Source organism: Quisquiliibacterium transsilvanicum, from assembly GCF_014202215.1.
Lineage (GTDB): Bacteria > Pseudomonadota > Gammaproteobacteria > Burkholderiales > Burkholderiaceae_E > Quisquiliibacterium > Quisquiliibacterium transsilvanicum.
The window spans coordinates 163,735-184,025 of sequence record NZ_JACHGB010000003.1; the positions used below are offsets into that span (position 1 = coordinate 163,735).

A 20,291-nucleotide genomic window follows, 5' to 3' on the forward strand; every position below is an offset into this window, starting at 1 on the left:
CGCACCCTTGGACGCGACTTCGGCGTGGATCGGGCTCGGCGCCAACCTCGGTGACGCGCGGCGCGCCATCGTCGAGGCGCTCGCCGGCATCGCCCGGCTCGAAGGCACGCGCCTGGCAGGCGTCTCCTCGCTGTACCGCAGCGCGCCGGTCGACGCCGAAGGGCCCGACTTCCTCAACGCCGTGGCGCGCGTCGACACCACTCTCCCTCCCGAAGCGCTGCTCGATGCGCTGCAGGCGATCGAACAGGCGCACGGCCGCCAGCGCAGCCATCGCAACGCGCCCCGGACGCTGGACCTCGACCTGCTCGCCTGGGGCGACACCATTTCGGCCGGCCCGCGGCTGATCCTGCCCCACCCCCGGATGCACACGCGCGCCTTCGTGCTGGTTCCACTGTCCGAACTCGCCCCCCGCCTGCGCCTGCCCGGCCTGCCGCCGCTGGCCACGCTGCTGGCCGGCTGCTCCGACCAGCGCCTGGTCCGCGCGCTGCCCGCCGAAACCCTGCTCGAACTGGTCTCGCAGGCCGCAGCGCCCAGCCGATGAACCCGATCCCGCTGCAGACCGTCGTGCTGCTGGCCGCGTCGAACGTCTTCATGACTTTCGCCTGGTACGGCCACCTGAAGAACCTCTCGGCCAAGCCCTGGTACCTGGCGGCGCTGGTCAGCTGGGGCATCGCGCTGTTCGAGTACCTGCTGCAGGTGCCGGCCAACCGGATCGGCTATGGCCACTTCACCCTCGCCCAGCTGAAGATCCTCCAGGAGGTGATCACGCTGGCAGTGTTCGTGCCCTTCGCGGTGATCTACATGCAGCAGCCGCTCAAGCTCGACTACCTCTGGGCCGCGCTGTGCCTGTTCGGCGCCGTCTACTTCATTTTCCGCTCATGAACGCTCCCGCCTCCCCCTTCGAACGCTACCGCCACATCGTCGTCGAAGGGCCGATCGGCGCCGGCAAGACCTCGCTGGCCCGCCGCATCGCAGAGCGCTTCGGCGGAACGCCAGTGCTGGAGGAGCCTGCGGAGAATCCCTTTCTCGAGCGTTTCTACCGGGACGGCCGACGCTACGCGCTGCCGGCGCAGCTGTTCTTCCTGTTCCAGCGCGTCAACCAGTTGCGCGACCTGGCCCAGCGCGACCTGTTCTCGGAGGCGCTGGTCGGCGACTTCCTGCTCGAAAAGGACCCGCTGTTCGCGCGACTCACGCTGGACGACGACGAGCTCGCGCTCTACCAGCAGATCTTCGACAGCCTGCGGCCGCAGTCGCCGGTGCCGGACCTGGTCATCTATCTGCAGGCGCGGCCCGAGACGCTCTACGAGCGCATCAGGCGGCGCGGCATCCCGATGGAGTCCGACCTGTCCGAGGCCTACCTGCGCGGTCTGGTCGACGCCTACAGCCGCTTCTTCCACCACTACGACGCCGCGCCGCTGCTGATCGTCAACACCGAGCACCTGAACCCGGTGGAGAACGACGACGATTTCTCGCTGCTGGTGCGACAGCTGCTCGAGATGCGCGGCCGCCGGGTGTTCTTCAGCCTGGGCGAGTAGCCGCTGCGGGCTCACCCGCTGCGCCCGCGTATCCCTCTGGATTGCCGCACTGCCAGCGCCACGTGTCCTCGCACATCCGGTCGATGTCGAGGCCGGCGCGCCAGCCGAGCAGCTCCTGCGCCCGGTGCGGATCGGCCCAGCACTCGGCGATGTCGCCGGGACGACGGTCGACGATGCGATAGGGAATCGGCCGACCGCTGGCCCGCTCGAAGGCCCGCACCATCTCCAGCACCGAGAAGCCCTTGCCGGTGCCGAGATTCACCGTGAACGCACCCGCCTGCCGGTGCACCCGCTCCAGCGCCGCCAGGTGCCCGCGGGCGAGGTCGACGACATGGATGTAGTCGCGCACGCCGGTGCCGTCGTGGGTCGGCCAGTCGCCGCCGAACACGCCCAGGTGCTCGCGCCGGCCCACCGCCACCTGGGCGACGAAGGGCATCAGGTTGTTCGGGATGCCCGCCGGGTCCTCGCCGATCAGCCCGCTCTCGTGCGCGCCCACCGGATTGAAGTAGCGCAGGATGCCCACCGCCCAGGCGGGCTCGGCGGCGGCGAGATCCTCCAGCATCATCTCGACCATCCACTTGCTGCGGCCGTAGGGATTGGTCGGCCCGGTGCGCGCATCCTCGCGCAGCGGCACCGACTCCGGGTCTCCGTAGACCGTCGCCGACGAACTGAACACCAGCCGGGTGACGCCCGCGCGCCCGAGGCAGCGCAACAGCACGCCAGTGCCCGCGACATTGTTCTCGTAGTAGTCGAGCGGCCGAGCCACCGACTCGCCAACCGCCTTCAGCCCCGCGAAGTGCAGCACCGAGCCGATCTCGTGACACGCCAGCAGATCGTCGAGCAGCGCCTCGTCGCGGATGTCGCCGACCACCAGCGGCGCCGGCCGCCCGGCGATCCGCTCCACCCTGCGCAGCGACTCGGCGCTGGCGTTGCTGAGGTTGTCCAGCGCCAGCACCTGCCAGCCCGCCTGGAGCAGCTCCAGCACCGTGTGCGAGCCGATGTAGCCGGCGCCGCCGGTGACCAGCACGGTCCTGCGCCGCTGCGCGGCGTCCGCGGCCGCCCCTTGCCCGGCCGACCCCGTGCGTGCCGGGTTTCCCCCCTGCGAGTTCTGCCGCCCATCCTCCACGCGTGCTCCTTTCAGCCAAACCGTGTGAAAGTGTCGCACGCGGGGCGAGTCTGCCCCCCTGGAAACGCTCACTTTCCGCACTTCTCCGATACAAGCCATGTCTTCCGAACCGATGATCGTTCCGGTCGTGCTCTCCGGCGGAGCCGGCAGCCGCCTCTGGCCCGTCTCGCGCGAAGCACTGCCCAAGCCCTTCATGCGCCTGGGCGGGCCGCTCAGCCTCCTGCAGCGCACGCTGGTGCGCGCGATGCCCCTCGCCCACGAGGGCCGCGCCGCGATCGTCACCAACCAGGAGTACTACTTCAGGACCCTCGACGAACTGCGCGCATTGCCCGACGGCGCCCGGACCAGGATCACGCAACTGCTCGAGCCCGCGGGACGCAATACAGCGCCGGCAGTGGCGATCGCAGCGCTGTGGGCCGAGGAGCTGGTCCCCGGCAGCACGCTGCTGGTGCTGCCCGCCGATCACCTGATTCCCGACGAAGCTGCGTTCCGGGATGCCGCGCGCGCTGCCGCGGACATCGCTGCGGATGACTCGCTGGTGCTGTTCGGCATCCAGCCCACGGCGCCGGAAACCGGCTTCGGCTACATCGAGACCGGCGAGCCGCTGGGTTCGGGGCAGGCGCGGCGGGTTCGGCGCTTCGTCGAGAAACCGGACGCGGCGCGGGCGCTCGAGTTCCTGCAGGCCGGCAACTTCCTCTGGAACAGCGGAATGTTCTGCTTCAGGGCCCGCGCCATCCTGGCCGCCTTCGAAGCCCTGGCCCCGGAGGTGCTCGTCACGGCCCGCGATGCGTGGGCCAGGAGCCGCGAGACCGCCACCGACGAGCGGGCCTCGATCGACGCTGAAGCCTTCGCGCGATGCCCGAGCATCTCGATCGACTACGCAGTGATGGAGAAATCGGAGAACGTGGTCGTGCTGCCCTCGCGCTTCGGCTGGAGCGACATCGGCTCATGGCGCGCAGTCGCGGAGCAGCTGCAGCCCGACGAAGACGGCAACACCAGCATCGGCGACACCATGTTCGTGGACGTGCGAAACACCCACGTGCAGAGCGAGGATCGGCTGGTTGCCACCGTGGGCGTCGAGAACCTGCTGATCATCGACACGTCCGACGCGCTGCTGGTGGCGAGCCGGGATGCGAGCCAGCAGGTACGGGAAGTGGTCGAACGCCTCAAGGCGCGGAACCACGAGTCCGCCCGCCTGCACCGCACCGTTGCGCGCCCCTGGGGCGCCTACACCGTGCTGCAGGAAGGCCCGCGCTTCAAGATCAAGCGCATCGAGGTGCGCCCCGGCGAATCGCTGTCACTGCAGATGCACCATCACCGCAGCGAGCACTGGATCGTGGTCTCCGGCACTGCGCGAGTCACCAGCGACGAACGAAGCTACCTGGTCTCCGCCAACGAATCGACCTACATCCCGATCGGCACGAAACATCGGCTCGAGAACCCTGGCGTGCTCGACCTCGTGATGATCGAGGTGCAATGCGGCGACTACCTCGGCGAGGACGACATCGTGCGGTTCTCGGACGTCTATGGTCGCACCGGCGCCGCGCCCGCCTGAGCAGGCGTCCCCGCAGGCACGCTACTTCGTCGGCCTGCGCCCGGCGCCGGCAGTGCGCGCGCGCCTGCACCGGCTGGCGCTGTCGCTGGCAGCGCGGCACGGCGGCCGCCCGGTAGCCGCTGCCCGGATCCACCTCACCCTGGCCTTCCTGGGCCAGACGCCGCGCGCTCTCGAGCCCGCTCTGCTGGCCCTGCTGCGCACCCAGCCCGCTGCGGGTCCGCTGCGGCTGGAGCGCCTGGGCAGCTTCGGTCCGCGGCTGCTGTGGGCCGGCCCGCTGGAAATTCCCGCATGGCTGGCGGCGCTGTCTGCCGGCCTGCGGTCCGGGCTGGACGCGCTGGGCGCCGACTATGACCGAAAACCCCTCAGGCCGCATGTCACCCTGCTGCGCTCCGCGCACCAGGGTCCGGACGGCGGCGACACGCTGCGGCCCTTCGATTTCGGACCCTCGCAGCTGATGCTGGTCGAGTCGATCACGGACCGCCCCGGCGGCCACTACCGGTGGATCTCGCCCTGAGCGACGGCGGGGCCGCGCCGCGCCCGCCGGCGGGCCAGCCCCGTCAGCCGCCGATGTCATCAAACGGTCACTCCCCGGTCATAATCTTGCGGCCGTGAACGCAAAAATCCTTGTCGTCGAAGACGAACCCGCCATCCGCGAGCTGATCGCGGTCAACCTGCGCCATGCGGGCTACCAACCAGTGCTCGCCGGCGATGCCGCCGAGGCGCGCAGGCAGATCGACCAGAGCCTGCCAGATCTCGTGCTGCTGGACTGGATGCTCCCCGACTCCCCCGGGATCGAGCTCGCGCGCAAGCTGCGCGCCGATCCGCGCACGCGCGAACTGCCGGTCATCATGCTTACCGCGCGAGCCCAGGAGTCGGACAAGGTCCACGGCTTCGAGGCCGGCGCCGACGACTACGTGACCAAGCCCTTCTCGCCGCGCGAACTGCTCGCCCGGGTCAAGGCGCTGCTGCGCCGCGCCGCGCCTGCATCGACCGAGGAGCCGGTGGAGATCGCCGGGCTCAAGCTGGACCCCAAGACCTTCCGCGTGACCGGCAACGGCACCCCGGTCGAGCTCAGTCCCACCGAATTCCGGCTGCTACACTTCATGATGAAGCAGCCCGATCGCGTGCTGTCGCGGTCGCGCCTGCTGGACAACGTCTGGGGCGACCACGTGTTCATCGAAGAGCGAACTGTAGACGTTCACATCCGCCGCCTGCGCCTGGCGCTGCAACCCACGGCCCACGACCGCCTGGTCGAGACGGTCCGCGGAGGCGGCTACCGCTTCCTGCCTTCGTGATCTGGTACCGTAGCCTCGCGCCAGTCGCAATCGCGCTGGCGATCGGCGCGGTCCTCGCTGCGCTCTTCTCCGCCACGGCCGCCGCCTGGTGGCTGGCCGCGACGATGGCCTTCTTCGGCCTGGCCAAGGCCTTCTACCTGGACCGCCTGAACCACTGGGCCGCCCTGCCCCGCAACCGCGACCTGCCCGGGGCGGCAGGCGCATGGGGCGTGGTCTTCGAGCGCCTGGGCCGGTTCAGCCGCAGCGAGACAGCCAATCGCAACGAGCTCACCACCGAACTGGCCCAGATCCACTCGGCGGTCGACCGCCTGCCCGACGGCCTGGTGGTCCTGGACCGCTTCGCCCACGTCGAGTGGTGCAACAACGCTGCCGCTGAACTGCACGGCATCTTCGGCAGCGGCCGCCCGATCCATCACTTCATCCGCCAGCCCGAGTTCATCGCCTACCTCGAGGGCAGCGACTACCGCGCCCCGCCGCTGCTGCGGCTCGAATCGCGCCCCGGGCGACTATTCGAGCTGCGCCTGTACCGGACCGACGGCGAAGGCAGGCTGCTGACCACCCGCGACATCACCGAACACGCCAAGCTCGATGCGATGCGCCGCGACTTCGTCGCCAACGTGTCGCACGAAATCCGCACGCCGGTCACGGTCATCGGCGGCTTCGCCGAAACCCTGCTGAGCCTGGACCTGGACGACGACACGCGGCGCGAGTATCTGGGCACCATCCTCAGGCAGAGCCAGACCATGCAGCGGCTGGTCGAGGACCTGCTCACGCTGTCGACGCTGGAGCACTCGACGGCCGCGCCGGAGGAGTCCCGGATCGACCTGCACGTGATGGTGAACGCACTGGCCGACGAGGCGCGCGCGCTTTCCCAGGGCCGCCACCGGATCAGCGTCCGGATGGACGCCCCCGCGCCGGTCTGGGGCGTGCGCGGCGAGCTGGAATCCGCGGTGCGCAACCTGCTGACCAATGCGGTGCGCTACACGCCCGAAGGCGGGCGGATCGACGTCGACTGGCGCATCCGCGACGGCGAAGGCTGGCTGACGGTGCGCGACACCGGCATCGGCATCGGCACGGAGCACCTGCCGCGACTGGCGGAACGCTTCTACCGGGTGGATCGCGGCCGCTCGCGCGACAGCGGCGGCACCGGCCTGGGACTGGCGATCACCAAGCACGTGATGCAGCGCCATGGCGGCAGCCTGCATGTGGACAGCCGGCTGGGCCAGGGCAGCGCGTTTTCGCTGCGGCTGCCGGCTTCGCGGCTGCTGCCCGAGGCGCCCGCCGAGGCGGACGCCGCACTGGCCGTGGACGTTCATCCGCCAGGCTCGCCGCGAGCGGCCTCGGACTGAGCCGCGCCGGCCGGGGGCGCCCTTGGGGAGCGCCCTTGGGGACCGCCCGGACGCGAACCGCCCTGCCGAGATCAGGCGCCCGTGACGGGCGTGCCGCTGTGGCGCTCGTCGACGCCCTCGACCACGTTGACCACGCACTCAGCGATGTCCAGCGACTGCTCGCTCACCCGCCCGAGCAGCTGCAGCACGAAGGCAAGGTCCATTGCGCCGTCGGTCGACGCGGGGTCGGCGCCCGCCAGCCCCCGGAGCTCCTTCTCGAAGGAATCTCGCGCGGAGTCGACCTGCGCATGGCGCGCCCGCAGCGACGCGGCCACGCGCGCATCGCGCCGCGCGTAGGCGTCCAGCGCGTCGGCGAGCATCGCCAGGACGATCTCGCCCAGCGCGCGCAGGCGGGCCAGCGGCAGCGCGTCCCGCCCGCCGCGCGGCGCCAGCGCCTCCGCCCGCCGCGCGATGCGCTTGGCTTCGTCGCCGATGCGCTCCAGGTCGTCGACCACGTGGATCGCGCCGATCACCTCGCGCAGGTCGGCTGCCATCGGCTGCCGGGTGGCCAGAATCTGGCTGCACAGGCGGTCCGCCTGCAGGTGGTAACGGTTGACCAGGAGTTCGTCGGCGAGCACCTGCTCCGCCAGCCGCAGGTCGCCCAGGTCGACCGCGTCGAGCGAGCGGGAGAACTGGCCAAGCACCAGCGAACCCATGGCAGTGACATTGCCCCGCATGCCGCCGATGTCGGCGTCGAAGGACTTGAGGGTGTGCTGGTTCATCCGTCGGCTCCTGTGCATTGCGCACGGCGCCGGCCGCGTCCACGGCCTCGAGGCGGCCGGGATCGCGCCGGCGCCCGAATCTTCAATGCTAGCGCACTCCGGGGCGCAGCCCGTGCGCCTGGACCGACCAGCGGCGGGCACGCAACGGCGCGGGGTAGGATTCCGGAAGCATGGATACCGCGCTCTCCTCCGAGCCGTCTGCCGAGCGTCGTCCGCGCTCGCCGGCGCACGTCTTCTTCGCCTTCAGCCGCCTGGCCCTGCGCGGCTTCGGCGGCGTGCTGCCCTGGGCGCAGCGCACCCTGGTCGACGAGGAGCGCTGGCTGACCCAGCGCGAATTCGTCGACGTGCTCGCGCTTGCACAGGTGCTGCCCGGACCCAACGTCTGCAACGTGGCGCTGATGGTGGGCGACCGCTTCTTCGGCTGGCGCGGCGCGGTGGCGGCGCTGGGCGGGATGATGGCTGCGCCGCTGGCGATCGTGCTCGCGCTCGCGCTGCTGCACGCGCGCTTCGCCGAACTGCCGGCAGTGGTCGCGGCGCTGCGCGGCATGGGCGCGGTCAGCGCGGGGCTGCTGATCGGCATGGCCCTCAGGCTGCTGCCGGGGCTGCACGCCGGGCAGGCGGGCTGGGCCTTCGCGGCTGCGGCCTTCCTCGGCGCGGGCATCCTGCGCTGGCCGCTGCTGGGCGTGATGGGCGCGCTCGGCAGCGCTTCGGTGGCGCTGGCCTGGCGACGCCTTGCTCGTGCGCCGCTGCCGAAGCCGCCCCGGCCGGGAGCGGGAACGTGAGCGCGGAACTCGCCGGTTCCGCAACCGCAGCCGCGCTCGCCGACGCCAGCGCCGGCATCGGCCTGGCGGGGCTGGCGGAGCTGTTCGGCCGCTTCCTGATGCTCTCTCTGCTGTCGATCGGCGGCGCAATCACGGTCGCGCCAGAGATGCACCGGCTGGTCGTGGCCGAGCGGGGCTGGCTGGACGACGCCGACTTCACCGCATCGATCTCGCTGGCGCAGGCCGCGCCCGGCCCCAACATCCTGTTCGTCACGCTGATCGGCTGGCACGCCGCGGGCGCTGCGGGCGCGCTGGCCGCCACGCTCGGCATCCTGCTGCCGTCCAGCCTGCTGGTGCTGGCGGCATTCCGCTGGACCGAGCGTTACCGGGCGCACCGGGGCGTGCAGGCCTTCCGCGCCGGCATGGCGCCGATCACCCTCGGCCTGCTGCTGGCCACCGGCTGGATCCTCGCGGGATCGACGCTGGGCGACCCCGTGCTGGCGCTGGTCACCGTGGCCACCGCAGTGCTGGCCTGGAAGACCCGGCTCAACCCACTCTGGATGCTTGCCGCCGGGGCGCTCGCGGGAACCCTGCGCGCCGGGTGAAGCGCCTCAGGCCGCGACCGGACTGCGCCGGGGCAGCGCCGGGCCGAGCTGCTCGTGAGCGCGCAGCAGCAGGGTTTCGGTCGTTGCCCAGTCGATGCAGGGATCGGTCACCGACACCCCGTAGCGCAGCTGCGCGCGGTCGTCGGGAATCGGCTGGCTGCCCGCCTCGAGATTGGACTCCAGCATCAGGCCGACGATCGAGCGGTTGCCCTCGCGCACCTGGTGCACGCAGTCGGCGAACACCAGCGGCTGCACCGCGTGGTCCTTCATCGCGTTGGCATGCGAGCAGTCCACCACGATGTTCGGCGCGATGCCGGCTTTCGCGAGCGCCTGCTCGGCCATCCGCACGCTGACCGTATCGTAATTCGGCCGGCCGCCGCCGCCGCGCAGCACCAGGTGCCCCCATGGATTGCCGCGAGTGCGGATCACGCTGGTGCGGCCCTCGGCGTTCATGCCGAGGAAACCGTGCGCAGAGCGCGCCGAGCGGATCGCGTTGATCGCAACCTCCAGCCCGCCGTCGGTGCCGTTCTTGAAGCCCACCGGCGCCGACAGGCCGCTGGCCATCTCGCGGTGCGTCTGGCTCTCGGTGGTGCGCGCGCCGATCGCATACCAGGAAATGAGGTCGGCCAGGTACTGCGGCCCGATCGGGTCGAGCGCCTCGGTGGCGGTGGGCAGGCCCAGCTCGGCCAGCTGCAGCAGCAGCGCGCGGGCCCGCGCCACGCCCTCGTCGATGCGAAAGGAATCGTCCATCCGTGGATCGTTGACGAAGCCCTTCCAGCCCACCGATGTGCGCGGTTTCTCGAAGTACACGCGCATCACCAGCAGCATCGTTCCGGACACCCGGTCGGCCAGCGCGCGCAGGCGGCGCGCATAGTCGAGCGCCGCGTCGGGGTCATGGATCGAGCAGGGTCCGACGACCACCACCAGCCGCGGGTCGCGCCGGCCGAGGACCTCGCGGATGGCGCTGCGTCCCGCCAGCACGGTGCGTGCCGCCGCGTCGGTCAGCGGCAGCGCCTCGTGCAGCTGCGCCGGCGACGGCATGTCCGTCATCGACACCACGTTGACGTTGTCGAGCAGGGCCTCGAGGGGGCTTTCGGTCATGGATTCTCTCGGGATCAGCGCACCGCTGCGACCACCGCGGCCACCGCTGCCGTGAGCCGCTTCGCGTAGTCGATGTGCAGGAATTCGTTGGGGCCGTGCGCGTTGGACTGCGGGCCCAGCACGCCAGTGATCAGGAACTGCGCGGCGGGGAAGCGCTCGCCCAGCATGTTCATGAAGGGGATGGTGCCGCCCTCGCCGATCCAGCCGGCCTCCCGGCCGAACGCGCCGAGCGATGCGGCGTCCAGCGCGCGCCGCAGCCAGGGCGCCGTCTCGGGCGCGTTCCAGCCGGTGGCGCCTCCTTCCGCCTCGAAGCGCACCCGCGCGCCATAGGGCGGATCGGCCTCCAGCACCCGCTTCATCGCCTGCGTGGCGCGCTGGCCGTCCACCGTTGGCGGGATGCGCATGCTGAGCTTCAGCGAAGTCTTCGGGCGCAGCACGTTGCCGGCGGAATCGACCCCCGGCAGGCCCGCCGCGCCGGTGACCGACAGCGCCGGGCGCCAGGTGCGGTTCAGGATGCCCTCGACCGGGTCGGTGGTGGTGGGCATCGAGTGCGCGGCGCCCGCGTGCGCGCCCGGCTCGTGCGAGCAGCCCACCCAGGGAAACTGCTTCCAGACCTGGTCGCCCAGGATGCCGCCGGCGGCGCGCGCCTGCACCAGGCGCTCGGCGGGGATCGCCGCGTGCAGCTCGGGCAGCAGCACCTCGCCAGTCTTCGGGTCGTCGATCCGGTTGAGCAGCTGGCGCGCGATGCGGAAGGACGAGGGCACGATTCCGCTCGCGGCGCCCGAGTGCACGCCCTCGGAGAGCACCTCGACGACCAGTTCGCCGCCGACCAGCCCGCGCAGCGAAGTGGTCACCCAGAGCTGGTCGTAGTTGCCGCAGCCGGAGTCCAGCCCCGCCACCAGCCGCACGTCGCCCAGCCGCGGCGCGAGCCGCTCCAGGTAGGCGGGCAGGTCGGGGCTGCCGCTCTCCTCGCAGGTTTCGATCAGCCCCACGCAGCGCGGGCGCGGCGCCTGCCGGGCGTCCAGCGCAGCGATCACGGTCAGCGCCGCATAGACCGCATATCCGTCGTCGGCGGCGCCGCGGCCGTAGAGCCGGCCGTTCTCGATCACCGGCGTCCACGGGCCCATCCCCTCGCGCCAGCCGGTCATCTCCGGCTGCTTGTCCAGGTGGCCGTAGAACAGCACCGAGCGTTCGTTGCCCAGGCCGCCGGTGGCCGGCACGTCGAAGAACAGGCAGGGCGTGCGCCCGGCGATTTCGACGATCTTCAGCTTCAGCCCGGCGATGCCCTGCGCCGCGCCCCAGTCGCGCGCCGAGCGCACCACCGCGTCCAGGTGCCCGTGGGCGCGCCAGTTGGCGTCGAAGGCAGGCGACTTCGCCGGCACCCGCACGTAATCGACCAGCCGCGGGACGATCTCCTCGTCCCACTTGCGGTCGGTGAAAGCCTTCAGCTCGGACAGGTCCATGCTCGCCTCGCGCGGTGCGTTCTGGAAACCGACGAGGTTAGCGCAATTCGGCGCGGCGGCGGGCCGCCAACACGCCCGGCAATGCGCCGCCGCGGAACCGCCCCGGAGCAGCGCGCCGAGCGCGGGCGCGCCGCTGCCGGGCGATCAGAACGCGACCTGCACCGAGGCCCGGAAGGTGCGCGGCTGCGCCGGCAGCAGGTAGGTGCCGCCCCAGTACTGGGTGGGCGCCTCGCGCCAGTACCGGCGATCGAAGACATTGTCCACGCCGACCCGCCAGGTCAGCGCGCTGCCGTCGCCGGTGCGCTGGCGCCAGGCCAGCGCGGTGTCGTACTGCCAGAACGACGGCAGCTCGATCGAGTTGTCCCGGGTCACCGGCTTGCTGGACGACCAGAACACCCGGTTGGTCCAGGTCATCCCCTGCACGCCCGGCACCTGCCAGCCGGCGAACAGGCTCGCGGTGATCGGCGCGACGTTGGGGGCACCCTTGCCGAGCAGGCCTTCGTCCAGACTGCGCGTGAGATCCGAATCGATCAGCGTGGCCTGCGCCTGCAGGAAGAGCGCGGGCGTCGGCCGACCCGACCAGCCCAGTTCCAGCCCGCGATGGCGCAGTTCGCGCCCGCCGGCCACCCGCTCGAGCAGGCCGCCAGCCTGTTCGACGTCGTCCGCATAGGGCTTCTCCACCTGGAACAGCGTGGCGCTGAACAGCCCCGCACCCCGCACCGCCTGCTTGAAGCCCAGCTCCACCTGCTTGCTGCGCAGCGCCGGCAGGGTCTCGCCGTAGTTGGCGTAGAGCGTCGGCCGGTTGGGCACCACCTCGCTCTCCACGCCGCTGCCGGCCGACACGTAGGCGAAACCGCCCTGCCAGGGCTGCCAGCCGAGCGCGGCCCAGGGCGTGGTGAAGCTCTGTCCGTAGCTGACCGCCCGGCTGCCGTCGGTGCGCTCGCTGGAGCGCTCCAGCCGCGAATGGCGCACACCCAGCCACAGCGACCAGCCCTGCCCGAAGCGCATCGCGTCGTAGACATAGAACTCGCGAGTGTTCGCATCGCGCAGCGTGTTCAGGTCGGTCTTGCCGCCGTCCTCGGGCAGCACCACCGGGGAGAACACGTTGCCGATGCCCACCCAGTTGTAGGCCTGCATCGGCTCGAAGCGCTCCTCATAGCGGGTGCGCGTGAAGCCGAAGCTGAGGTCGTGGCGCACCGCGCCGGTCGAGAAGGCGCCGCGCACGAAGGCGTCCGCGGTGCGGGTGGTGCGGCGCTCGTTCTCGCTGCGAAAATCGTAGACGTCGAAGTCGTAGTTGCCGCAGAAGCCCGGATACAGGTACTCGGGGCCGCTGCTGCAGCCGTCCGGGAACGCCAGGCGGTCGTCGGTGCGGATGCGCTGCGCCCCGAGGCGCACGCCGTACTGCCAGTTCGCCGACAGCGCCTGCTGGAAGCGGATCGAGCCCGTGGTGGCGCGGCTCTCGAAGGGCTGCGACCAGGGCTGGGCGTTCAGGTTGATGCGCGGGTCCACCGGCGGCGGCAGGGTTTCGGCCACGCCGTCGCCATCGAGGTCCAGCAGCCCGAACGCCGGCACGCTGCGCTGGCGCACCTTGTGGTGCTCGAACTCGGCCTCGAGCAGCGCGTTGTTCGGCAGGCGCAGGTCGAAGAAGCCGCTGACGAAGCGGCGGTCGCCCGGCGCATTGCGCGCGTGCGGCCGGCGCTCCTCGCCGGAGAAGTTGATCCGGTAGCCGAAGCGCTTGTCCTCGCCGAGCCGGCCGCCGAAGTCGCCATGGACCAGCGCGGTGCCGCGTTCGGACACGCCCAGGAAGACTTCGCGCAGCGGCTCGGCGGTTGGCCTCTTGAGCACGTAGTTGACCATGCCGCCGGGCGTGCTGACGCCGCCCTGCAGCCCGGACACCCCCTTGAGCACCTCGATCGAAGCCTTGTTCTCCAGCGGCACCGGCGCGTGGTTGGACACCTGCAGGCCGTCGCGGCGGAAATTCAGCGCGTTGTCGAGCTGGAAGCCGCGCAGCTGCAGGCCCTCGATGTAGCCCACCGTGTTGTAGAAGTCGCCGGCCGAGGTCTCGGAGCGCATCGCGGCGGACAGGCTGCCCGCGCCGAGATCGCGCAGGGTTTCGGCACGGATGATCGAAATGGACTGCGGGGTCTCCGAAAGCGGCGCATCGCCGATGCCGCCGACCGAGGCGCGCTCGGTGGCCGGCTCGGAGGAATGCGCCTCGACGCGCACCTCGGGCAGCGCGGCGGCCGGCGTCCCCTGCGCGGAGGCCGGCGTCGGTTGCGCGGCGCCCGGCGTCGACTGCGCGGCGGCCGGGACAGCCATCGAGAGCAGCGCCGCACAGACCGCGGACGCGAGGAGGTCGCCGCGCAGGGCGGCGGCGGCAGGGGCAAACGGCATACGGGCCATCGTCTCTTCCTTAGAAGCGATGGCAGGTCGGCGTGGGACGGGGGGGCCAGGCCGGAACTTGGGCTGGTCATCGGACGCGACGAATGCGGACCGACCCTGTCTTCGACGCTTCCCTGCGCAAGTCTTAACTCGATCAGGTTCCAAGGGTCTTTCTCACCCGTCCGGCATGCCGGACTGCGGCGCTCTCGTGAACGCCGCAGATTTCTGCGGGACCCCTAGCGTGAGCCGAGATTATAGGCCAGCGCGCACTGCCCGGAGCGCCGCATCGAGTCGGGCGATCTCGTCGCCGGCCACCACGGTGTGCGCGATGCCGTGCTCGCGCAGCGTCGCCTTCAGCAGACGCTGGAACCCGGTGCGCGCCGCCGGGCCGTCGCGCTGGATGCCGTCGGGCGCCCACGGCAGGTCGGTGTCCGCGAGCAGAGTCAGCGCATGCCTGCGCTGGTGCTCGATGCCCGTGCCCAGCAGAGAGTGGTCGCCGAACAGCATCACGCTGTAGAGCGCAGTGACCAGCGGAGTGGAATCGCAGATCACCCACGGCACGCCCTCGCGCCCGGCGCGCTCGAGGGCGGCTGCCTCGCGCTCGATCTGCTCGCGCATCAGCGCCGCCTGTTCGTCCGGGCGCGGCGTGCGGCCCTCCCGGTCGCAGAACTCCCGCAGCGCCTCGGGCAGCCAGAGGCCCGGCAGCTCGGCCGACAGCGCCTGCGCCAGGGTGGTCTTGCCGGTGCACTCGGCGCCGATCAGCGCGATGGTGCGCGGCGCGCCGCGGCGCGGCGCGGCATCTGCCGGCGCAGCGAAGCCTCGCCAGCGCGACTCCTGCGCCGTCACGCGCGCTCTCCGGCCAGGGCCAGCCGATGCCAGCGCAGCCAGCCCAGCACCGCGAGCGCCACGAACACCGCGTACAGGATGGCGGTCAGCCACAACCCCTTGAACGCGAACAGACCCACCGAAGCCAGGTTGACCAGCACCCACACCGGCCAGTTCTCCAGCAGCTTGCGCCCCAGGAGCACCTGGCCGATCACGCTGCCCACGGTGGGGAAGGCGTCCAGCCAGGGCACGTCGGTATTGGTGAAGCGGCCCAGCAGCAGCGCGAGCAGCGGCCAGCCGAGCGCCCAGGCGGTCAGTGCGAGCCAGCGCCCGCGGGCGTCGAGCCGCGCGATGCGCAGGCCCGCCTCGCCGGATGGCGGCGCGCCGGCCAGGGCGGCACCGCCGCCCGTCTGCGTGGACGTCTGCGTGGACGTCTGCGTGGACGTCTGCGTGGACGTCTGCGTGGACGTCTGCGTGGACGTCTGCGTGGACGTCTGCGCGGCTGCCGACGTCTCCCCGCCGCGCCGCCGCCCATACAGCCACTGCCACCAGCCCCAGACCGCGACCGCGACGAAGAACACCTGCAGCCCCGACTCGCCGTAGAGCCGGCTGTCCAGGAAGAGCCAGCCATAGAGCAGGCTGCTGAGGATGGCCAGCCCCCACCCCCAGTGGATCTCCAGCACGTTGAGGACGACGCAGCCAAGGGCCAGGACAAAGGCCGCGATTTCGAGCCAGGTGACGGGCGCGCCCCATAGGACGAAGGCGGGTTCGAGCATCGGCGGAGTCTACAATCGATCGACAAGAACAACGCTTGCAGGGAGACGCAATGAAGGCAGTGTTCTACGAGCGCAAGGGACCGGCGCGCGAGGTCCTCCAGCTGGGCGAGCGGCCTGTGCCCCGGCCCGCCGCGGGCGAGGTGCGCGTGCGGGTGTACGTCTCCGCAGTGAACCCCTCCGACACCAAGCAGCGCGGCGGCCACCGCGGCAACGTCACCATGCCTTTCCCGGCCGTGATCCCGCACCAGGACGGCGCCGGCGTGATCGACGCCGTCGGCGAAGGAGTGGACCCGTCGCGCGTCGGCCAGCGCGTCTGGGTGTACGAGGCCACGCTGGGGCGCCCCTTCGGCACCTGCGCCGAATTCACCACCGTGCCCGCTCACAAGGCGGTGCCCCTGCCGGACAGGGCCGACTTCGAGGCGGGCGCCTGCATGGGCATCCCCGCGATGACCGCCCACCGCTGCGTGATGGCCGACGGTCCCGTGGCCGGCCAGACCGTGCTGGTGCACGGCGGGGCCGGCGCGGTGGGCTTCTACGCGGTGCAGATCGCGAAGATCGCCGGCGCCACGGTGATTGCCACCGTCAGCCGCGAGGAGCAGGCCCAGCGCGCCCTCGAGGCCGGCGCCCACCATGTGCTGAACTACCGCGAGGACGACCTGGTGCGGCGCGTGCGCGAAATCACCGGCACCGACTGGGGCGTGGACCGCGTGGTGGACGTCGCCTTCGGCGCCAACCTCGCAGTGAACATGGAGCTGCTGCGCCCGGGCGCGACCATCGCCACGTATGCGTCCGATTCGGTGCCCGATCCGCAGATCCCCTTCTGGCCGATGCTGGCGCGCGACCTCACGGTGCGCTTCGTGCTGGTCTACGCGATGCCGCGCGCCGCCCACGACGAGGCCGCGGCCTTCATCACCGAAGCGCTCGCTGGCGGCCGCTTCGTCCACCAGGTGCAGAGGCGCTACCCGATGGAACGCTGCGACGAGGCCCATGAGGCCACCGAGAGCATGCGCAACGTCGGCAAGGTGCTGGTCACCGTCGCCTGAGCATCTGCGCGCCCCGGGCCGCCTGAGCGCGCCGTCCGGGCGCGCGGTCCGGGCGCCCTTCCGCCCGAGCTCCCATCGAACGCAGGACCCGCCCGATGAGCCTCCAGTCCGCCGCCCCGTCCTCGATCGCCGTCGCCCCCGCGCCCGCCGACCGGCCGCACTGGCGCTCCTGGCCGCGCCACGTGCCGCGCGCCATCCCGCTGCCCGCGACCTCGCTCTGGCACAACCTGGAGGTCTCGGCGCGCCGTTACCCGGACAAGCCCGCGCTGGACTTCCTCGGCGAGCAGGTGAGCTACGCGCGGCTGCGCGAGCAGGCCGAAGCGCTCGCCGGCTGGCTCCGAAAGCGGGCAGGCGTCGCGCGCGGCGATCGCGTCCTGCTGATGATGCAGAACTCGCCGCAGTTCGTGATCGCCTTCTACGCGATCATGCGCGCCGACGCCATCGTCGTTCCGGTGAATCCGATGAGCCGCGCCGACGAGCTCGGCCACTACATCGCCGACCCAGAGGCCAGGGTGGCGATCTGCGCCACCGACGTCGCCGGACAGCTGGCCCTGGGCAACGCACAGCTGCCGCCCGAGGAGCGCCTGCGCACGATGCTGGTCACTCGCTACTCGGACTGCCTGCCGCGCGACATCGACCCGGTGCACCGCCCGCCGCAGGCCTGGCTGGAGTGGCTGTACGCGGCGCCGCCGCTGCCCGACGGCGCCCACGCCTGGCAGGACGCGCTGGCCGAGGCGCTTGCGCCCGCGCCGCACCTGAGCAGCGCCGAAGACCTGGTCGCCATCTGCTACACCTCGGGCACCACCGGACGCTCCAAGGGCTGCATGCACACCCATCGCAGCATCGGCCACAACACCATCGCCGGCACGGTCTGGACCAACGGCAGCGCCGCCGACGTGAGCCTGGGCGCGGTGCCAATGTTCCACATCACCGGCATGCAGTACGCGGTGCACGGTCCGATCTGGACCGGCGCCACCAACGTGCTGATGCCGCGCTGGGACCGCGACCTGGCCGGCCGCCTGATCTCGCATCACCGGGTGAACACCTGGACCAACATCCCGACGATGATCATCGATCTGCTCGGCAGCCCCCGGCTCGACGAGTTCGACCTCTCCAGCCTGGTCTACATCGGCGGCGGCGGCGCGGCGATGCCGCAGGCGGTGGCCGAGCGCCTGGAGCAGCAGTTCGGGCTGCGTTACGCGGAAGGCTACGGCCTCACCGAGACTGCCGCGCCCTCGCACGGCAACCCGCCGAGCGCCCCGAAGCGCCAGTGCCTGGGCGTGCCCTTCATCGGCACCGACGCGCGCATCGTCGACCCCGACACGCTGAACGAGCTCGGCCCCGGCCAGACCGGCGAAATCGTCATCCACGGCCCCCAGCTGTTCAAGGGTTACTGGCGCCGCCCCGCGGACACCGAGGCGGTGTTCTTCGATCTCGACGGCAAGCGCTTCTTCCGCACCGGCGACCTCGGGCACATGGACGAGGACGGCTACTTCTTCATCACCGACCGCCTCAAGCGGATGATCAACGCCAGCGGCTTCAAGGTCTGGCCCGCCGAGGTGGAGACCATGCTCTTCAGGCACCCCGCGGTGCTGGAGGCCTGCATCATCGGCACCCGCGACGCCTACCGCGGCGAGTCGGTGAAGGCGGTGGTGGTGCTGCGCAGCGAGGCCCGCGCCGGCACGCGCGAGGAAGACATCATCACCTGGGCCCGCGAGCACATGGCCGCCTACAAGGTGCCGCGCGAAGTGGAGTTCGTCGACGCGCTGCCAAAGTCCGGCTCCGGCAAGGTGATGTGGCGGATGCTGCAGGAGCAGGAGGCGCAGCGGCGGGACGGGGGGTGATCCTGCCGCCCCGGTCGCCCCGAAGAAGAAAGGCGTCCAGAGACGCATCCCGTAACGTCCCCTTCATCACGCCGCCGCACACTGGCCCTTTCGGCGAGCGAGTGCGATGAAGACCATCGACCTGATCTACGTGAACGCCGGCGGCGGCCACCGCGCGAGTGCGACCGCGCTCAAGGCGGCGATCCGGCAGCAGGGTCAGCCGTGGCGCGTGCGCCTGGTCGACCTGTTCGAGGTGCTCGACCCGGACAACGCCTTCGGCCGGCTCACCGGCATGCGCCCCGAGGACTTCTACAACAGGCGCCTGGCCCGCGGCTGGACCGCCGGAATGGCGCAGGAACTGAAGCTGCTGCAGGCCGCGATCCGGCTCGGGCACGCGCCGATCACGCGGCGCCTGAAACAGCACTGGCTCGAGACCGAGCCGGATCTGGTCGTTTCGCTGGTGCCCAACTTCAACCGCGCGCTATGCGAGAGCCTTGCCTCGACGCTGCCCGGCGTGCCTTTCGTGACGGCGCTCACCGACCTGGCGGACCACCCGCCGAACTTCTGGATCGAGCGCGGCCAGGACCAGCACTTCATCTGCGGCTCGGCGCGCGCCGTCGAGCAGGCCCTGCGGATGGGCCATCCGCCGGCCCGGGTGCATGCCACCTCCGGGATGATTCTGCGGCCGGAGTTCTACGCACCCGCACCCGCCGACCGCCGGGCCGAGCGCCGCATGCTGGGGCTCGACCCCGATCGGCCCACCGGCCTGGTGCTGTTCGGCGGCCACGGTTCGAAGGCGATGCTCAAGGTCGCCCGGCAACTGCCGGACACCCAGCTGATCCTGGTCTGCGGCCACAACCGGGCGCTCGCCGCGAAGCTGCAGGCGATGCCGGCAAGGGCCCCGCGACTGGTGCTGGGCTTCACTTCAGCGATCCCCCACTACATGGATCTGGCCGACTTCTTCGTGGGCAAGCCAGGTCCGGGCAGCATCAGCGAGGCAGTGCAGCGCGGCCTGCCGGTGGTGATCGTGGCCAACGCCTGGACCATGCCCCAGGAGCGCTTCAACGCGCAGTGGGTGCGCGAGCACGGCGTGGGCATCGTCCACGACAGCTACCGCACGATCGGCCGCGCGGTCCAGGAAATGGCGGCGCGCATCGACGAGTTTCGCGCGAACGTCTCGCGGGTCGGAAACCGGGCGGTGTTCGAGGTGCCGGGGGTGCTCGAGACGATCATGCTCGAGGCTGAGCGCGGGGCCCTCGTCGAAGGGCAGTTCAGCGCCGCCCGCCTCGGGCGGCCTCGGTTCCAGACCGCAGCCTCGACCGAGCGTGCGGGCCGGATGCAAACGCGGTCCGGCTAGCGCAGCTTCGTGAGCGCCAGGCGCCTGGCGTTCGCAGTCGCCTCGCGATGCACAGGGTCGATGCCTTCGTGCAGGACGCCCAGCGCGGCGCTTTGCAACTGCGCCGCCGTGTGCGCCAACGGGCTGGCCCATGCCAGCGGCGACAAGAGCGAGCGCAGGAAACCGGCCGCCAGATCCTGGTTGGCTCTGGCGGCCTGCAGCGCCATCGCATTCCAGGATTCGGCGAATGCCGAGAGCTTCTCAGTCCCCATGCGCTGGAACTCCCTGAGGTCGCGCTCCGAGAGAACCGGGCCAGCCGCTGCCATGCGCATCATGCGATGGGCCACCACCTGCGGGGCGGCGAACGCGAGCTCGGCGGACTTGACGGCGAGCGAGCTGGCATTGCGACTGCGGCGTGAGGCCATTCAAAGGTATCCGGTGGAGGAATCGGGCATGCCTGATCATGATACGGCGTTGCGCGCAAGCATGCGCCTGCTGACGCACGCCAAGCTCGCGTTGAACGCCGTGTCCAAGCTGGCCGAGCTCCGCGCAGCT

Annotated in this window: 20 protein-coding genes and 1 riboswitch; of the genes, 12 read left to right on the forward strand and 8 right to left on the reverse strand. The window is 71.2% G+C overall.

Annotated features, from left to right (window positions below; translation table 11 throughout):
- Nucleotides 1–7 precede the first annotated feature (7 nt).
- From folK to HNQ70_RS07295, 3 genes are read left to right on the forward strand one after another with little or no spacing between them, the layout of a single operon-like run.
- A complete protein-coding gene (folK, locus tag HNQ70_RS07285) occupies nt 8–541 on the forward strand; it encodes a 2-amino-4-hydroxy-6-hydroxymethyldihydropteridine diphosphokinase (protein ID WP_183965856.1) in 534 nt (177 codons plus the stop codon).
- Nucleotides 538–882 carry a DMT family protein gene (locus HNQ70_RS07290; protein ID WP_183965858.1) on the forward strand — a complete coding sequence of 115 codons (345 nt, stop codon included), beginning with the start codon at nt 538–540 and terminating at the stop codon, nt 880–882. Before folK ends, HNQ70_RS07290 begins: the two co-directional genes overlap by 4 nt.
- Nucleotides 879–1,535: a deoxynucleoside kinase gene (locus HNQ70_RS07295; protein ID WP_183965860.1), complete on the forward strand. Its 657-nt coding sequence runs from the start codon at nt 879–881 to the stop codon at nt 1,533–1,535. Before HNQ70_RS07290 ends, HNQ70_RS07295 begins: the two co-directional genes overlap by 4 nt.
- On the opposite strand, the gene galE is transcribed toward HNQ70_RS07295, so the two are convergent.
- Nucleotides 1,519–2,562 carry a UDP-glucose 4-epimerase GalE gene (galE, locus tag HNQ70_RS07300; RefSeq protein ID WP_343060714.1) on the reverse strand — a complete coding sequence of 348 codons (1,044 nt, stop codon included), beginning with the start codon at nt 2,560–2,562 and terminating at the stop codon, nt 1,519–1,521. The genes HNQ70_RS07295 and galE overlap by 17 nt on opposite strands.
- Nucleotides 2,563–2,758: 196 nt before the next feature.
- On the opposite strand from galE, the gene HNQ70_RS07305 reads away from it, so the two are divergent.
- From HNQ70_RS07305 to phoR, 4 genes are all read left to right on the forward strand, one after another.
- Entirely contained in the window at nt 2,759–4,216 is a 1,458-nt protein-coding gene (locus HNQ70_RS07305; RefSeq protein ID WP_246434834.1) for a mannose-1-phosphate guanylyltransferase/mannose-6-phosphate isomerase, read from the forward strand.
- Nucleotides 4,188–4,730 carry an RNA 2',3'-cyclic phosphodiesterase gene (thpR, locus tag HNQ70_RS07310; protein WP_183965864.1) on the forward strand — a complete coding sequence of 181 codons (543 nt, stop codon included), beginning with the start codon at nt 4,188–4,190 and terminating at the stop codon, nt 4,728–4,730. Before HNQ70_RS07305 ends, thpR begins: the two co-directional genes overlap by 29 nt.
- A 94-nt stretch (nt 4,731–4,824) precedes the next feature.
- Nucleotides 4,825–5,511: a phosphate regulon transcriptional regulator PhoB gene (gene phoB, locus HNQ70_RS07315; RefSeq protein WP_183965866.1), complete on the forward strand. Its 687-nt coding sequence runs from the start codon at nt 4,825–4,827 to the stop codon at nt 5,509–5,511.
- Entirely contained in the window at nt 5,508–6,860 is a 1,353-nt protein-coding gene (phoR, locus tag HNQ70_RS07320; RefSeq protein WP_183965868.1) for a phosphate regulon sensor histidine kinase PhoR, read from the forward strand. The genes phoB and phoR overlap by 4 nt, the downstream gene beginning before the upstream one ends.
- Nucleotides 6,861–6,931: 71 nt before the next feature.
- On the opposite strand, the gene phoU is transcribed toward phoR, so the two are convergent.
- Nucleotides 6,932–7,621, reverse strand: a complete 690-nt coding sequence (gene phoU / locus HNQ70_RS07325; RefSeq protein WP_183965870.1) for a phosphate signaling complex protein PhoU — start codon at nt 7,619–7,621, stop codon at nt 6,932–6,934.
- 170 nt (nt 7,622–7,791) lie between these two features.
- Between phoU and HNQ70_RS07330 the strand changes: the two genes are divergently transcribed.
- Together HNQ70_RS07330 and HNQ70_RS07335 are read left to right on the forward strand one after the other, a co-directional pair.
- Nucleotides 7,792–8,403 (forward strand): chromate transporter, encoded by a 612-nt coding sequence (locus HNQ70_RS07330; protein ID WP_183965872.1) that lies wholly within the window; start codon nt 7,792–7,794, stop codon nt 8,401–8,403.
- On the forward strand, nt 8,400–8,987 hold the full coding sequence (locus HNQ70_RS07335; RefSeq protein WP_343060677.1) for a chromate transporter: 588 nt from the start codon (nt 8,400–8,402) through the stop codon (nt 8,985–8,987). The genes HNQ70_RS07330 and HNQ70_RS07335 overlap by 4 nt, the downstream gene beginning before the upstream one ends.
- A 6-nt stretch (nt 8,988–8,993) precedes the next feature.
- Here HNQ70_RS07335 and HNQ70_RS07340 read toward each other — a convergent pair whose 3' ends face one another.
- The 5 genes from HNQ70_RS07340 to pnuC all read right to left on the reverse strand — a co-directional run bounded on the left by HNQ70_RS07340 (nt 8,994) and on the right by pnuC (nt 15,534).
- Entirely contained in the window at nt 8,994–10,088 is a 1,095-nt protein-coding gene (locus HNQ70_RS07340; RefSeq protein ID WP_183965874.1) for a 3-deoxy-7-phosphoheptulonate synthase, read from the reverse strand.
- Between the two features lie 14 nt (nt 10,089–10,102).
- The gene (locus tag HNQ70_RS07345; RefSeq protein ID WP_183965876.1) at nt 10,103–11,551 is read right to left on the reverse strand and encodes a M20/M25/M40 family metallo-hydrolase; all 1,449 of its coding nucleotides are present in this window, start codon (nt 11,549–11,551) and stop codon (nt 10,103–10,105) included.
- A gap of 144 nt (nt 11,552–11,695) precedes the next feature.
- Entirely contained in the window at nt 11,696–13,954 is a 2,259-nt protein-coding gene (locus HNQ70_RS07350) for a TonB-dependent siderophore receptor (RefSeq protein WP_183965878.1), read from the reverse strand.
- A gap of 93 nt (nt 13,955–14,047) precedes the next feature.
- A riboswitch (TPP riboswitch) is annotated at nt 14,048–14,181 on the reverse strand.
- 4 nt (nt 14,182–14,185) lie between these two features.
- A complete protein-coding gene (locus HNQ70_RS07355) occupies nt 14,186–14,779 on the reverse strand; it encodes an AAA family ATPase (RefSeq protein WP_183965880.1) in 594 nt (197 codons plus the stop codon).
- On the reverse strand, nt 14,776–15,534 hold the full coding sequence (pnuC, locus tag HNQ70_RS07360) for a nicotinamide riboside transporter PnuC (protein ID WP_183965882.1): 759 nt from the start codon (nt 15,532–15,534) through the stop codon (nt 14,776–14,778). Before pnuC ends, HNQ70_RS07355 begins: the two co-directional genes overlap by 4 nt.
- Before the next feature lie 50 nt (nt 15,535–15,584).
- On the opposite strand from pnuC, the gene HNQ70_RS07365 reads away from it, so the two are divergent.
- From HNQ70_RS07365 to HNQ70_RS07375, 3 genes are all read left to right on the forward strand, one after another.
- A complete protein-coding gene (locus HNQ70_RS07365) occupies nt 15,585–16,577 on the forward strand; it encodes an NADPH:quinone reductase (protein ID WP_183965884.1) in 993 nt (330 codons plus the stop codon).
- 95 nt (nt 16,578–16,672) lie between these two features.
- On the forward strand, nt 16,673–18,421 hold the full coding sequence (locus tag HNQ70_RS07370; protein ID WP_183965886.1) for a long-chain fatty acid--CoA ligase: 1,749 nt from the start codon (nt 16,673–16,675) through the stop codon (nt 18,419–18,421).
- Between the two features lie 106 nt (nt 18,422–18,527).
- Nucleotides 18,528–19,757: a glycosyltransferase gene (locus HNQ70_RS07375; protein WP_183965888.1), complete on the forward strand. Its 1,230-nt coding sequence runs from the start codon at nt 18,528–18,530 to the stop codon at nt 19,755–19,757.
- Here the strand turns inward: HNQ70_RS07375 and HNQ70_RS07380 are convergent.
- Complete coding sequence (locus HNQ70_RS07380; RefSeq protein ID WP_183965890.1) at nt 19,754–20,161, reverse strand: polyhydroxyalkanoate granule-associated phasin; 408 nt, start codon at nt 20,159–20,161, stop codon at nt 19,754–19,756. The two genes, HNQ70_RS07375 and HNQ70_RS07380, sit on opposite strands and share 4 nt — an antisense overlap.
- Between the last annotated feature and the right edge of the window lie 130 nt (nt 20,162–20,291).

Bases quoted from the DNA above. Each gene is read 5' to 3' on its own strand.
- HNQ70_RS07365 (WP_183965884.1), top strand. From the start codon at position 15,585: ATGAAGGCAGTGTTCTACGAGCGCAAGGGACCGGCGCGCGAGGTCCTC.
- HNQ70_RS07305 (WP_246434834.1), top strand. From the start codon at position 2,759: ATGTCTTCCGAACCGATGATCGTTCCGGTCGTGCTCTCCGGCGGAGCC.
- HNQ70_RS07295 (WP_183965860.1), top strand. From the start codon at position 879: ATGAACGCTCCCGCCTCCCCCTTCGAACGCTACCGCCACATCGTCGTC.
- phoU (WP_183965870.1), bottom strand. From the start codon at position 7,621: ATGAACCAGCACACCCTCAAGTCCTTCGACGCCGACATCGGCGGCATG.
- HNQ70_RS07370 (WP_183965886.1), top strand. From the start codon at position 16,673: ATGAGCCTCCAGTCCGCCGCCCCGTCCTCGATCGCCGTCGCCCCCGCG.
- pnuC (WP_183965882.1), bottom strand. From the start codon at position 15,534: ATGCTCGAACCCGCCTTCGTCCTATGGGGCGCGCCCGTCACCTGGCTC.
- HNQ70_RS07330 (WP_183965872.1), top strand. From the start codon at position 7,792: ATGGATACCGCGCTCTCCTCCGAGCCGTCTGCCGAGCGTCGTCCGCGC.
- HNQ70_RS07345 (WP_183965876.1), bottom strand. From the start codon at position 11,551: ATGGACCTGTCCGAGCTGAAGGCTTTCACCGACCGCAAGTGGGACGAG.
- HNQ70_RS07290 (WP_183965858.1), top strand. From the start codon at position 538: ATGAACCCGATCCCGCTGCAGACCGTCGTGCTGCTGGCCGCGTCGAAC.
- HNQ70_RS07380 (WP_183965890.1), bottom strand. From the start codon at position 20,161: ATGGCCTCACGCCGCAGTCGCAATGCCAGCTCGCTCGCCGTCAAGTCC.
- HNQ70_RS07375 (WP_183965888.1), top strand. From the start codon at position 18,528: ATGAAGACCATCGACCTGATCTACGTGAACGCCGGCGGCGGCCACCGC.
- HNQ70_RS07350 (WP_183965878.1), bottom strand. From the start codon at position 13,954: ATGGCCCGTATGCCGTTTGCCCCTGCCGCCGCCGCCCTGCGCGGCGAC.
- thpR (WP_183965864.1), top strand. From the start codon at position 4,188: ATGGTCGCACCGGCGCCGCGCCCGCCTGAGCAGGCGTCCCCGCAGGCA.
- HNQ70_RS07340 (WP_183965874.1), bottom strand. From the start codon at position 10,088: ATGACCGAAAGCCCCCTCGAGGCCCTGCTCGACAACGTCAACGTGGTG.